Origin of the sequence: Mucilaginibacter sp., from assembly GCF_028287845.1 — a bacterium.
In the GTDB taxonomy this organism is placed as follows: domain Bacteria; phylum Bacteroidota; class Bacteroidia; order Sphingobacteriales; family Sphingobacteriaceae; genus Mucilaginibacter.
This window is the reverse complement of sequence record NZ_JAQBOW010000035.1, coordinates 1-14186: the sequence shown is the minus strand read 5'-3', so window position 1 is coordinate 14186 and position 14186 is coordinate 1. Positions and strand designations below refer to the sequence as shown.

General features: G+C 39.6%; 9 protein-coding genes and 1 pseudogene. 8 read left to right on the top strand and 2 right to left on the bottom strand.

Annotated features, from left to right (window positions below; genetic code table 11):
- Nucleotides 1-385: 385 nt before the first annotated feature.
- Together JWP71_RS03220 and JWP71_RS03215 are read right to left on the bottom strand one after the other, a co-directional pair.
- Nucleotides 386-3760, bottom strand: coding sequence for a glycosyltransferase (locus JWP71_RS03220; RefSeq protein ID WP_299497057.1), 3375 nt, complete (start codon nt 3758-3760; stop codon nt 386-388).
- A 55-nt stretch (nt 3761-3815) separates the two neighbouring features.
- A complete protein-coding gene (locus JWP71_RS03215; protein WP_299497054.1) occupies nt 3816-3977 on the bottom strand; it encodes a FeoB-associated Cys-rich membrane protein in 162 nt (53 codons plus the stop codon).
- Between the two features lie 165 nt (nt 3978-4142).
- Here JWP71_RS03215 and typA point away from each other — a divergent pair, with 165 nt between their 5' ends.
- The 8 genes and pseudogenes from typA to JWP71_RS03175 all read left to right on the top strand — a co-directional run.
- A complete protein-coding gene (gene typA / locus JWP71_RS03210) occupies nt 4143-5951 on the top strand; it encodes a translational GTPase TypA (RefSeq protein WP_299497051.1) in 1809 nt (602 codons plus the stop codon).
- A gap of 103 nt (nt 5952-6054) precedes the next feature.
- The gene (locus JWP71_RS03205; protein WP_299497049.1) at nt 6055-6819 is read left to right on the top strand and encodes a hypothetical protein; all 765 of its coding nucleotides are present in this window, start codon (nt 6055-6057) and stop codon (nt 6817-6819) included.
- A gap of 57 nt (nt 6820-6876) precedes the next feature.
- A complete protein-coding gene (locus JWP71_RS03200) occupies nt 6877-7560 on the top strand; it encodes a class I SAM-dependent methyltransferase (protein WP_299497047.1) in 684 nt (227 codons plus the stop codon).
- A gap of 58 nt (nt 7561-7618) precedes the next feature.
- Nucleotides 7619-8389: a class I SAM-dependent methyltransferase gene (locus JWP71_RS03195; protein WP_299497044.1), complete on the top strand. Its 771-nt coding sequence runs from the start codon at nt 7619-7621 to the stop codon at nt 8387-8389.
- A 2-nt stretch (nt 8390-8391) separates the two neighbouring features.
- Nucleotides 8392-9543 carry a glycosyltransferase gene (locus JWP71_RS03190; RefSeq protein WP_299497041.1) on the top strand — a complete coding sequence of 384 codons (1152 nt, stop codon included), beginning with the start codon at nt 8392-8394 and terminating at the stop codon, nt 9541-9543.
- On the top strand, nt 9521-10273 hold the full coding sequence (locus JWP71_RS03185) for a TylF/MycF/NovP-related O-methyltransferase (RefSeq protein WP_299497038.1): 753 nt from the start codon (nt 9521-9523) through the stop codon (nt 10271-10273). The genes JWP71_RS03190 and JWP71_RS03185 overlap by 23 nt, the downstream gene beginning before the upstream one ends.
- A 52-nt stretch (nt 10274-10325) precedes the next feature.
- Entirely contained in the window at nt 10326-11819 is a 1494-nt protein-coding gene (locus tag JWP71_RS03180; RefSeq protein ID WP_299497035.1) for a polysaccharide biosynthesis C-terminal domain-containing protein, read from the top strand.
- A 175-nt stretch (nt 11820-11994) separates the two neighbouring features.
- A pseudogene (locus JWP71_RS03175) lies at nt 11995-14186 on the top strand (hypothetical protein); the annotation flags it as partial.

Sequence of the window (14186 nt, the reverse complement as noted above, 5' to 3'; positions counted from 1 at the left end):
CGCCAATTTTAATAAATATGCAAGGATTACCGAAGAAGATTCCTTGTTAGTCCGGATTTCCTTGTTAGTCCGGATTTATAATTAGGCGTGTTCGAAAGATTCTAAAATAAGCGGCGGCCCGTGCGATTCCCTCCCCTGGGAGGGTAGGGAGGGGTTAATGAAGCGATTTATAAATCTTGGCCTTTGCTGGTGTTATCAGCAACAAACCGCGCGAGGGTCAAAGCTGAGTATGACAATAAAAATTCATAGTAAATGAAGCGATTTATATCGGCGAAACCCCTCCCTGCCACTTCGCAGCCTGCCGCACCCCTCCCGTGGGGAGGGAACCTAATGAAAGATTTAAATCTTCCAAACTCCTAATTATAAATCCTAATAAACAGTAACCTTAATTGCCACTGCTCCCCGTTACTTCTTTTACGTTGCCGGTGCGCTTTATTACGCCCCAGCCGCTTAGTTCGCCTTTCATGGCTTTGCGTATGGCCTTAAACAATATATAATACATGAGCTGGCGCCATATAAAGCGTTGCGGAATGATGTAAACCAGTTTCTTATAGTCTTCTTTTTCCATCCAGAAGGCAATAATGGCTACTACAAAATCTACCAGTACAAATATGATATAGTAGGTGAGTATTCTAAAGGGTTTGTCGCCAAACAGGCCTATTATCATAAACAGATCAGCCAGCGGCGAAAACAAGGGCAGTATGATCTGGAAGATGAGGATATTAGGCATGCCCACCATCCCAAAGAATTTATATTTTTTGTTAAACAGCGCGCTGCGGTTTTTCCAGAAACTTTGTATAACGCCAAAGCTCCAGCGGAAACGTTGTTTTAGCAGCGCGTCTAAAGTTTCGGGGGCCTCGGTATAGGCTATCGCTTCCGCGCAGTTTTTTACAATATATCCTTTTTTAAGAATGCGCATGGTAAGGTCGCAATCTTCGGCAAGGGTATCATAGGTAAAGCCGCCTGCCTGAAACACTGCCGATTTTCTGAATGCACCAATAGCACCCGGAACAACAGTAATGCTGTTGATCAAATCAAAGGCGCGCCTGTCCATATTTTGCGCGGTAATATATTCAATAGATTGCCAGCGGGTAATTATATTGTTTTCGTTACCTACTTTAACGGTACCTGCTACCGCGCCAATTTCATCATCAGTAAAATAAGTCATTAAATGATGTACGGCATCATTTTTTAACTGGGTATCGGCATCAATACAAACTACAAAATCATACTTGGCATGGGATATGCCAAAGTTTAATGCCGATGCTTTACCGCCGTTTGCCTTAGTTAATACGGTAACCTTTGGGTTATCGCCATAAGCGGCGTTAACAAACTCATACGTTTTATCTTTTGACCCATCATCAACAAAAATTATTTCGAAGGTTTTATACTCGGTTTTTAATAAACTTTTAATAGTTTTTAGTGCTGTAACTTCTTCATTGTATGCGGGGACTATGATACTTACAGGCTCCAGGTTGGCTAACTTGGCTGTAGTTTTTTTCCCTTTTTTGTTTTCGGCGTATTGGCGCATAGCTAAAATGCCAATCAAAACAATACGGCCAATAGCCAGGAAAATAGCCGATAAGAATAAATACAATAAAAACCAGTTGCCATAAAAAAAGCCAACAATAAATATATTGTATAATGTGCCCATAACGCCGCTGTTGGCATCATCTTTTATAGGTGGCATCAAGTCGGCCCGGGTTTTTCCTAAAACATCAGCTATAGTAGTAAACTTATATCCCTGTGATTTAAAGTAGTGAATAATTTCGGGTAATGCCTTTACCGTTGCTTCGCGAGAATCACCACCGGCATCATGCAATAGCAACATAGAGCCCTTATCATGGTCGCGCTTTACCCGAGCGAGTATACTATCCGCAGTTACGCCCGGCTGCCAGTCCCATGGGTCAATAGATTCACCTATGGTAATATAGCTTTGCTTTCGGCTTTCGGCTACGGGTATAACTTCGGCCAGTGTTTGTGGCTCGGCATCCGCGTTAAATGGCGGCCTGAATAATATGGTACTTCGGCCCGTTACAGACTCTATGAGCTTGCGTGTAGCATTTAGTTCTAATATAACCCGTTCACGGCTTATGGTTGATACATCCGGATGGAAAAATGTGTGGTTGCCAATTTCATAGCCTTCTTCATATTCGCGCCTTAGTATCCCAATATTTTTTTCGGCCATGGAGCCTATTATAAAGAATGACCCGGGTACATTTTCGCGCTTCAATATATCTAATATGCGTGGGGTATAATCAGGGTCGGGGCCGTCATCAAATGTTAAAACTATTTTACCAGGGGCATAGCCATAGCGTTTAATTACATACTTGGTAGGCAGCTTTATATATTGTTGGTTGGTAATAAAAAAGTTTGTGGTATCCAGCTTTATGTCAATTTTACCGGTTGTTGGGGTGGTCATTAAGTCCAATACCTCGCCATCTTTGCCATCATAATCAATTTTATTGTTCAGGCCCACTTCGGTTAAGCGTTTGGTATCGACACCGGTTTTTCTTAATGAATCAATAGAAAGATTTTTCTGGAAATAGCTCCACAGTCGCGGGTCCTCAAAGCCCAGGCGCCACAAGGCAACACCGCCTGTTGCCCAATCATCCGCCATGCGGATGATATTAAAATTGGTAGCCGCATCCGTAAAATATATGTTATGCGGCAAGCTATTCTCATCGGTATACTTAAAATGAAGGTTGGACGATACCGGGTCGAAAATAATTTTGCTGCCATTTTGCTGTGCTGTACTAATTGCCTGCTGATAACCTACAGGCGTACCTATATTATTTTCGGGCCAGTCAAATCCACCGGCCGCGATAGTTAGTATTACCTTTTCGCTTGGTATTTTTGAGCAAACATTATCTAATATTTCTTCTACCCATTGCTTATTAGATATATCGCCCGCGTTACTGCCATCATTATGCTGGTCAATAGCCATTATAAACAGGTAATCATTAAAATGCTGTAAGCGAACGATGTCGAATTGCTCATCCTCCGGAATTACGTTTTGAGTTACCAAAAAACCCAATGGATGCAAGGTTTTATACAGTTCTTCCTGGAAAGCGATGTAATCAGGCGCATTGCGGTTAGCAATATTATCCAGATCAAGATTTATGCCCTGGAACTTATATTTGGTTAGCTGGGTAACAATACTATTAATAAAAGTAGCACGTAGTTTTTTGTTTTTAATAATGCGCTCAACATCTTTAAAATCAGAATATCCGGTAGCGTTATTAACGTTTACATAGTTAGAGATAGATATTAATATAGGTTTTTTATATTTTTTATTTATACGGATAAGGCCGGTGTCAATTCTGGCTACTATACTATCAGATTGTGGTTTAATAAAAAACCCCTCAGATACGATCATGTCCAGCCGGGCAATATGATCAACCAATGAGTTATAGGCTTGTGGTTCCCAGGCACGGTAAAACCCTGCATTTATACGGTCCTTATTATTGGGGCGTTTTTTTTGATGAGCTATACGGTCGAGTATAATTCGCTCTATCTGCGATTTTTGAGCAGTGTAGTCTTTAAATTTGGTTGATTTTTTTAATTGCGCAAGCTCCTCTTTGGTTAACTTTTTAGGCGCCGGGTTTAAGTTGGGTAAGTTAGGATATTGCTTGGATGTTATGGTAATGACCGATCCGAACACACTGCCCGCTAATACGATCAATAATATACGGCTAAGCCATTTAAAACGATTCCATCTACCAGGAGTATCAGCCTGAAAAACCTGCTTATCGGCCATTAAATAGTATATATATTATTAAGTTATTGGTTTGAATACAATTTTGCCGTAAAACCTATTTAAGGGTTTTGGCAGGATCTATTTTTGAAAAATCAACACCGCACTTACAGTTTTCGCCACAACCTTTTGTTGCAGACAAATTTCTATACATCAACCTGCCGATGTACCATACAGCTGCCGCAAATATTATAAAAATTATTATCGACTGTATATTCATAATCACAAAATTAGTACATTTTATTAAGAAACGTATATATATTAGTTATGTTCTCTGAGCCGGCAATTTTTTACTTTGAGGTGAAATATTACATTCCGAAAACCCTAAAAGCTTTTAAATGCCATATATTAAGAGTACCTTTGCGCCAAATTTTAAGGGCATTTCATGCAAAAAATAAGAAATATTGCGATCATCGCACACGTTGACCACGGTAAAACCACATTGGTTGACAAAATTCTGCACAGCTGTGCAATTTTCCGCGAAGGCCAGGAAACTGGTGAGCTGATACTGGATAATAACGATCTGGAACGCGAACGTGGTATTACCATTGTTTCAAAAAACGTTTCGGTAATGTATAAAGATGTTAAAATTAACATCATTGATACACCTGGTCACGCCGACTTTGGCGGCGAGGTTGAACGCGTGTTAAAAATGGCCGATGGTGTTTTATTACTTTGCGATGCTTTTGAAGGCGCTATGCCTCAAACACGTTTTGTAACCCAAAAAGCTTTGGCTTTAGGTTTAAAACCTATTGTGGTAGTAAATAAGGTTGATAAAGAAAACTGTCGCCCTGAAGAGGTTTATGAGCAAATTTTTGAGTTGTTCTTTAACCTTGAAGCTACCGAAGATCAGTTAGATTTCCCGGTTATTTACGGTTCATCAAAACAAGGATGGATGAGTACCGATTACAAAAAACCAACCGAAGATATATTTCCTTTAATGGATGCTATATTGGCAAACATCCAACCGCCGCCAATTAGCGAGGGTACTTTGCAAATGCAGATCACATCTTTAGACTATTCTTCATTCGTGGGCCGCATTGCTATCGGTCGTGTTGCACGTGGTGTAATTAAAGAAAACATGCCGGTATCATTGGTAAAACGCGATGGTACTATCCAAAAAACACGTATTAAAGAGCTTTATACTTTTGAAGGCTTAGGTAAGGTTAAAGCTACCGAAGTTAGCGCCGGCGATATTTGCGCGGTTGTAGGTATTGATGGTTTTGATATTGGCGATACCATTGCTGATTTTGATAAACCAGAACAATTAGAGGTTATTCATATTGATGAGCCTACCATGAATATGTTGTTCACCATTAATACTTCACCGTTTTTTGGTAAAGAAGGTAAATTTGTAACCTCACGTCACTTACGCGATCGTTTGTACAAAGAGATGGAGAAAAACCTGGCGCTTAAAGTTGTTGAAACAGATTCGCCTGATTCATACCTGGTTTATGGCCGTGGTATACTTCACTTATCAGTATTGATAGAAACTATGCGTCGCGAAGGTTATGAGCTACAGGTAGGCCAGCCGCAAGTTATTGTTAAAGAAATTGACGGCGTAAAATGCGAGCCGATTGAAACACTGATAGTAGATGTACCGGGCGATGTTGCCGGTAAAGTAATTGAGCTGGTAACGCAACGTAAAGGCGACCTGTTGATTATGGAGCCAAAAGGCGATCTGCAGCATTTGGAGTTTGAAATTCCGGCACGTGGTATTATTGGCTTACGTAATAACGTACTTACTGCAACAGGCGGCGAAGCTATTATGGCACACCGCTTTAAATCATACGAACCGTGGAAGGGTACTATCCCGGGCCGTTCAAATGGTGTATTGGTATCAATGGATACGGGTAAAACCACAGCTTTCGCTATTGATAAATTACAGGATCGTGGTCGTTTCCACATTGATCCGGGAGTTGATATTTATGAGGGCCAGGTTTTAGGTGAGCACATACGCGATAATGATTTGGTTATCAACCTAACAAAAGGCAAGCAGTTAACCAACATGCGCGCATCCGGTAGTGATACCAATGTGCGTATAGCGCCTGCTATAAAATTCTCGTTAGAAGAATCGATGGAGTATATACAAGCTGATGAATACATTGAAGTTACCCCTCAAAGTATCCGCATGCGTAAAATATACCTGAACGAGAATGAGCGTAGAATTAACGCTAAAAAGTTCCAGTCATAATACTTTTTTAAGTATGGAGTTATATAGAGAGTCACAAATTTTGTGACTCTCTTTTTTTTTGTATACTCGTTTTACCGGTATATTTGTTTATTGAGCAGTGATAATGAAAAAAAAAATAATCTTCTGGCTTTTGCTACCGGCAGTTATGTTATTTACATATTCCTGTAAAAAAACAAAAATAGAGTCCCAGATATGCCTGCATAACTCCTCTATAGATTATTTAAAAAGATGGGCCGTTGTATACACACAAACTGATAATTATGACGACCAGGGCCACCTGCTTAAAAGCATAATTGTTTACCCAAACGGCTATTTTCAAATTAATAGTGATTTCACGTATAACCTGTTTAGCGATGGCGTGCCAATAAACGGAAAGTGGAACATCAATGAAAATTGCCAGTTTGTGCTTAACCCGAATACTAACAACGAGCGTAGGTTTTCTGTTACACAATTATCTGTAGATTCTTTAACAATACTTCAAAGTATTAACTACACAAAAATTACCGAGCATTATGCCGCGTTTACATGCCCAAATTACTCCAGTTTAGAGTACAAATGGGACAGTGCATTTACATTGCAGACATCTTATAGTATAGATACGCTTTACCAGGCAAAATATACATACCCCGGCGGATACTATAAGTTTAATGCCGATGCAAGTTATTCGTTATTAACAGCCGATATGCAAACATCGCAAAGCGGAACATGGGGTATAGCCCAGCCGGGTTGCCTGCTGGTGCTGGATAGGAACAAACCCAATGAAACATCATACGATGTGCAAAAACTAACTGCCGATTCGCTTACCATTTGGCGAAAAGATACTGCTGCCCGGATTAATTATTTGCAGCATTACGTAAGGCATAAGTAAGGCTATAAAATTGAAAGTTAGGTAATCAAATCAGGAATAAAGCCTTAAATTAGCCCCATGAAAGGTAATGACCGGCTGTATCCCAGTATATTTAATCCCCGTTATGTAGTTCTTACTCAATTAAGAAATGCAACTGTTAAAAAAATTGAAGAGCTTACCGCTAATAATAAAGATTTAATACTAATAGATTTTGGCTGTGGAGATATGCCTTATAAGCCGGTTATTGAACCTCATGTAGGTAAATACCTGGGGGTAGACTTAGAAATGAACCCCAAAGCAGATCATCATATAGATTTTGACAGTAAAACCACCCTGCCAGACAATTATGCTGATATTGTATTATCGAACCAGGTATTAGAACATGTGGATTCGCCCGAAGGATATTTGCAGGAAGCGTGGCGCCTGTTAAAACCGGGTGGTTCAATGATATTAACAACACATGGGTATTGGCTGTATCACCCAACACCAAATGACTACTGGCGCTGGACGGGCGCTGGTTTAAGAAAGGTAGTTGAAAGAGAGAATTTTAAAATAAATTCATTTACCGGTGTTTTAGGGCTTACAGCAAGTGGTTTGCAGTTATTTCAGGATGGCATTTTATTTAAGTTGCCAAAATTTCTTGTACCCATCTGGTCTGTTATAATGCAGGCAGTTATAGCGCTGTTTGATAAGATCCATTCGCAAGCTCAACGTGACCGGGATAGCGCGTTATATATTGTGGTTGCCCAAAAACCGCTATAATGAATATTTAAGTACTTTTGTACAAAGACTAAATCGAAATTATTCCTCGTATTTATAAATGGAAGAAAAAATAGACCGCGAAAACGTAGTATCATATTATGATGAGCACGTTAAATATAAGCTGAACGATTATATTATAGTTAATCCGCGTATTGAGTACGGGTGGAAAACCATTATGCAGTTTGCCCCTAAAAGCCCTAAACGTATTTTGGAAGTAGGCTGCGGAATGGGCAGCATTTGCGAAAGAATGCATAAGCAATGGCCCGACGCGCATATTACCGGTATAGACATCAGCACCATGTCTATCCAGATAGCACAAAAGCTTTTTGCCGATGATAAGCTTGATTTTAGAGAAACCATACTAACCCCCGAAACATTTAAAGACGACCAGTTTGACCTGATTGTTTTTATGGACGTTTATGAACATATAGCTGTTGAGGACCGCCCGGCAGTACATGCCGCTTTAGCAAAAATATTAAAGAACAAAGGCAAAATTGTGCTAACTGTACCAACGCCGCATAACCTTAAATGGTGCTTGGTTAATCGCCCGGAAACTATGCAGCCGGTTGATGAACATATAACATTTAGCGTAATAGGCAAGCTGGCAGAGGATACAGGTACCGAAGTGATCCTTTATCACCAAAAAGATGTATGGCATACTGCTGATTATACGCACATAGTGCTTGAGAAGAGCGACGATTTTTTAACCGCTTTTTTTACACCTAAACCTGTTACCGCAGCACAACGAACCGACAGGATAATTGGCAAGGCTAAAGCAAAATTGGGTAGTTTTTTCCGGAAGTCTTTCGTTCGCAGAAAATTAGGATAAGCATGGATAGCGGTTATACCTTATGCATTATCAAGCCTAATAAGTCATCCTTTTCTGAAACCTTTATACAGGCGCATATTGAAAGGTTGACTGGCAATAAGCTTGTTTTGTATGGAGGGGCATTTCCGGTTTATGATAATGACGGACATCCGTTGATTAAATCAAAATGGGGACTGTTAAGCTATCTTATTCAAAAAAAAATATTTAAGCGAAAAAATATTGCGGTAAGAACCAATGCGTTAAAAAACTATCTGCTTGATAAAAAGGTAGATGTCGTATTCGCTGAATATGGTATGGTTGGCGCAATGGTAACCCAGGCATGCCAGCTGGCAAATATTCCCTTAATTATCCATTTTCATGGTGCCGATGTTCACCATAAGAAAACAGTTGCCGCTTATTATGAGCTGTATCAAAAAGCATTTAAATACGCCAGCAGCCTGATTGCCGTATCTGCTGATATGGTTGAAAGTTTAAAAGAATTAGGTGCACCCGCTGGTAAAATAGTTAATGCATCATGCGGGGTTGATACACTTGCTTTTCCGCAATTAAACATTTTAAACTCGGGGCGCAATTTTTTATTTATAGGCCGGTTTGTCGAAAAAAAATCGCCTTTATCCGTAGTAAAGGCATTTAAGCAGGTGGCCGAAAAATTTCCGGATGCCAAACTATGGATGGTAGGACAGGGGCCTTTGTTTAAAAAAACAAAAGCATTGATAACTCAATTACAACTGGAAAAAAGTGTTACTTTATTGGGCGTGTTAAATACAGCGCAAATTAAAGAGCTGTTTGCAAAAACACGCTGCTTTGTTCAGCATTCGGTTACGGCGGATAACGGCGATAAAGAAGGAACACCCGTAACTATACTGGAAGCAGGATCATCCGGCCTTGCAATTGTAAGTACGCAGCATGCAGGAATAAAGGAAGCTGTCCTGAATGGAGAACCCGGAGATTTGGTGCCCGAACATGATGTAGAAGGCATGGCCCGTTATATGATAAAGATTGCAGACGATGTAGGACTTGCGTCATTGCTTGGGACTAAAGAAGCTGCCCATATTCGTGCAAATTATGATATAAGGGACAGGATAGATACATTAAACACTGTAATACAGCAAGCAATTAAAAAAAATAAGGATGCTACGAAAAAGACTGCGTAAAATAATTAATAAATTAGGCTATGACCTTGTAAAACCCGACGAACGGTTGATTGTAAATGGTTTACCCGCCGATTTTGATAAAGCAGTGGTAGATACTTATCAACTGGTAAAACCTTATACCATGACTACGCCCGAACGTATTGCGTCTGTATGTAATGCGGTGAATTACCTGGTTAAGAATAATATTAAGGGCGATTTTGTTGAATGCGGCGTATGGCGCGGCGGAAGTACAATGGCTGCAATTGATACGTTGATAAAAGCTGGCGACAAAAACAGGGAAATATATTTGTATGATACGTATGAAGGAATGTCTGCACCAACAGAACATGACAAAATATTTACCGGTGCAACCGCGAATGAGTTAATGGATAAAGACGCGGCTTCCGCCTGGTGCTATTCGGCCCTTGAAGAGGTACAGAAAAATGTAGGTAGCCTTAAATACACATCAGGCAAAGTGCATTATATAAAAGGAAAAGTAGAAGATACCATTCCGCAAAACATCCCGCAAAAAATAGCTTTGCTAAGATTGGACACCGATTGGTATGAATCCACAGCGCACGAGTTAAAATATTTGTACCCTTTATTGGTACCGGGCGGCGTTATTATTATTGACGATTACGGCCATTGGGAAGGGGCGCGCAAAGCTGTTGATGAATATATTGAAGCCCAAAAATTGCCATTATTGCTTAACCGCATTGATTATACCGGGCGCATAGGTATAAAATACTAATAACCGGCATAAGCATAGTATTACCTGATAGTATTATACAAAAAAGTATTAAATGAATCTATTACGTAAACAAGGATTTTATAACAGTTTAATACTATATGCAGGTACGGCACTTGGTTTCTTTAACCTGGTAATTTTATTTCAGCGTACTTTATCACTCGAAGAAATAGGTTTTTTCGCTATAATGAATACCATTACCTTATTGTATGCACAAATAGCGTCAGTAGGTGTAAATAACATCATCTTTAAATACTTCCCCCATTTTCGTACCGAAGATAAAAAGCATGGCGGCTTTGTAACGTTTGTTATTGTTTGGTGCGTTTTAAGCTTTGTAGTATTTACCTTAATTTTTCTGTTTTTTCAGCATTCGATTATAAACCGTTATAGTAATAAACAGGGTTCGGAGTTATTAGTGCGATATTTTTATTACTTGATTCCGCTTGCTTTTTTAACCATGGTTTTTACGGTGATGGAGAGCCTGGCCATTACTGTTTTTAAAAATATACTATCATCATTTTTGCGGGAAGTTTTTTTGCGGGTGTTTACGTTGGTAAGTGTATTATTAATTGGGGCATCACTTATAAATTATCACGATTTTTTATCCATATATGTGGCTGCCAATATAGCTATGATAGCTATCCTGTTATTTTATATATACAAGGGGCGCGATTTTAAACTGGCCGGTATATCGCCACAAATAGTCAGCAAAAAGAATGAGTTTATAAGGTACGGCTTTTATACATTGTTAAGCAGCACATCTGCTGCGTTGATACAGTATCTTGATAATATAATGTTACTAAATATAACTAAGGACTTGTCTACACTGGCTATTTATAGTACCTTTTTTGCTATAGCATTGGTTATTAGTTTACCCGCTAAGGCACTTAGCAGAACCTCTTTGCAAATTATTGCCCAGGCCTGGGCCGATAACGATTTGCCTAAAATTGGTAAGATCTATTATAAAACATCAGTAATGCAAATGCTGTTAGGCTTGTTGTTGTTTATCGGCTTAATTGTGAACAAGAATTTCATTATAGTATTGCTCCATAAACCCGAATATGCAAATTACTTTAATGTATTTATTGTGGTAGGTCTGGGTTTTTTAACAGACATCACCGGAGGCGTAAACGGGTATATTATTAATTTTTCTAAACATTATAAGCTAACCACTTATTTTATTGTTGGATCGGTGTTTTTTTGTATGGCGGCAAACTGGTTGCTTATACCTAAAATTGGGATGATGGGAGCCGCGGTAGCTTATTTCCTTACCATGTTTATCCTTAACTTTCTGTACTGGATATATGTTAAAGTAAAGTTTGGCCTACAGCCATTTGGCAGGGCCCACGTATTAATTTTGCTGGTTGGCCTGGTATCGTTATTAATTGGCCTGTACTTGCCTTTGGTTCATAACATCTATATCGATATGGTGCTGCGTTCGGGTATTGTTGCGGCAACTTATGTTTCCCTGTCTTACTTCCTGAAAATTTCGGATGATATCAATATCCTGTTTGACAAGGTTTTAAAACACAAAATCAGCAGCAAATAGCAGGCTATCCCCTATACCGTATTTCTTCAGTTATCCTGTAAAGTTATTTGTTACAGCCTGTTAGCTTATTGCTTTTTAATATTAACTGATATTAATGACAAGGTTGATGCTACTAAAAAAAGTTATTTCGGTTTATTGAATATTCTTTCGTAAATTGTAGGTACCAATTTAACCCATGCCTGCTCGTTTTAAATACATATTTTACATAGCCGTATGGCTAATGGTATTGCCGTTAGCAGGCATTTGTCAATTAGCGCCGTCTGCGCCAAAATGGGTTACCGATATGGGCGGCCCCACTGGCAGTTGTATATCAGCAATGATGAAAGTTGATGCGCAAAACAACATCTATGTTACCGGTAGTTATAGTGGAACCGTGAATTTTGCCCCATCATCATCATCTACCCCAAACCCCCTAACATCTGTAGGAGGCGTTGATGGTTATATTGCTAAGTACGACTTAAATGGTGCATTAATATGGGCCGTTTCAATAGGCGGAACAGGCACAGATCAACCCAACGCGCTGGACCTTGATGCAAGTGGTAATATAACCATAACCGGCCAGTTCGATTCGCCAACATTAAATCCCGGCGCTTTATCATCTGCCGGGAGCAACGACGCGTTTATAATACGCATGGATAATAACGGCAATTTTGTATGGGGAAAAACCATTGGCGGGCCGGGTAACGATGTGGGCAATAAAATTGTTAGCGATGCTTCAGGAAATTTGGTAGAGGCGATCCAATTTCAATCAACAGTAAACGTTGGCGGTACAAATGTTACAGCCAACGGCACTACTGATGGATTAATAATTAAATATAACGCTGCCGGTAATGTAATATGGAAATTTAGCCTGGGTGCAACAGGTGGCGACAACTCTGTTATTGATGTTGTAACCGACAATAATAAAAACATTATAATTTCAGGATATTTAAATGGCACTGTTAATTTTAATCCGTTAGGCAGTGCCAATAATGTGATCGGTGATAATTCAATGTACGTGGCTCAATATTCACCATTAGGAATTTTGAATTGGGAAAATGTAATAACGGGCACCTCTACAAATTATAATTACAACATTCACCTTTGTGCTGATGCCCAAAACAACATTTATGTTGATGGCATGTTTGCTGCACCATTAAACTTTGGTCCTGCAGCCATGCTAACCCCTTTAGGAAATCAGGATATATTTCTTGCAAAATATACGCAAGTCGGCACATTTCTGTGGTATAAAGATATTGGCGGTGTAAATTCATCAGTTAGCAACTATGGCCTGGTAATGGGCGGCGATAACTATATTTATATTACAGGGGATTTTTCAGGAAAAATAAATTTTAATCCGGCGACGTCTGGTATAGGGTATGTAGAAGATCATGGTATCCGGGATATGTTTTTGGCAAAATATGATATTGACGGAAATTATGCATGGGCCTTTGGTTTAGGAAACAGCTGTGATAATAATTCAGGTCGGTCTGCTGCTGCGGTAAACAGCAACAAAGATGTCTTACTAACAGGTTCATTTTGCTCGGAGGTTAACTTTGACGGATCAGGCTGCGTCAGTCCTGATAAAGTAACCGCCCAAAGCAGCCGCGATTTATTTATAGCTAAATATACCCCCGATGTTGCACTCCTGTCAAAAAATGTCATATCAACGGGGCCAGTTGTTTATTGTGGGCTCAGTATTCCCGCACCCATCGATGGTAACCCACCAATAGGTGGAGGGGCAGCGGTTATTACTTACCAGTGGATAAAATCACCTGATGATAAAATCTATACCGATATCACGGGTGCCACTTCAGAGAATTATAATCCACCGGTAGGTACCAGTGCCGGCACCACTTATTATCGGCGTAATGCATTTTCGGCTACTTGTGCAACGCCGGTACAAAGTAATGTTATTACTATTACATTTACTTTAGATCCGCCTGTTTCAAAGAATAATATTTCAAATACTGATGCTGATTTTTGCGGGGGTAACGCTAATCCTTCGGTAATAAAGGGTTCGCAGCCAACAGGGGGGACAAAAAGTTATACCTATCAATGGCAAAAATCATCAGACAATATTAGCTTTACTGATATTGCAGGCGCGAAATTGCAAGATTATGATCCGCCACCACCAATAAATGCTACAACCTATTTTCGCCGTTTAGTAACATCCGGTGTATGCTCAGTTCTTGATGAAAGTAATGTAATTACTATAACAGTTAATTCTAGAACTTTAAATAATAGTATTACTGCACCTGCTGTAAACAGTTTTTGTGGTACGGGCGACCCTGCAATTTTAGCAGGGAGCACCCCATCCGGTGGTAATGGAGCTTATACCTATCAATGGCAAAGCTCAGCAGATAATGTAACCTTTTCTGATATTTC

What these genes read in the sequence shown, in the direction of transcription:
- JWP71_RS03220 (WP_299497057.1), bottom strand. Translation starts at nt 3,760, where the DNA reads ATGGCCGATAAGCAGGTTTTTCAGGCTGATACTCCTGGTAGATGGAAT.
- JWP71_RS03215 (WP_299497054.1), bottom strand. Translation starts at nt 3,977, where the DNA reads ATGAATATACAGTCGATAATAATTTTTATAATATTTGCGGCAGCTGTA.
- typA (WP_299497051.1), top strand. Translation starts at nt 4,143, where the DNA reads ATGCAAAAAATAAGAAATATTGCGATCATCGCACACGTTGACCACGGT.
- JWP71_RS03205 (WP_299497049.1), top strand. Translation starts at nt 6,055, where the DNA reads ATGAAAAAAAAAATAATCTTCTGGCTTTTGCTACCGGCAGTTATGTTA.
- JWP71_RS03200 (WP_299497047.1), top strand. Translation starts at nt 6,877, where the DNA reads ATGAAAGGTAATGACCGGCTGTATCCCAGTATATTTAATCCCCGTTAT.
- JWP71_RS03195 (WP_299497044.1), top strand. Translation starts at nt 7,619, where the DNA reads ATGGAAGAAAAAATAGACCGCGAAAACGTAGTATCATATTATGATGAG.
- JWP71_RS03190 (WP_299497041.1), top strand. Translation starts at nt 8,392, where the DNA reads ATGGATAGCGGTTATACCTTATGCATTATCAAGCCTAATAAGTCATCC.
- JWP71_RS03185 (WP_299497038.1), top strand. Translation starts at nt 9,521, where the DNA reads ATGCTACGAAAAAGACTGCGTAAAATAATTAATAAATTAGGCTATGAC.
- JWP71_RS03180 (WP_299497035.1), top strand. Translation starts at nt 10,326, where the DNA reads ATGAATCTATTACGTAAACAAGGATTTTATAACAGTTTAATACTATAT.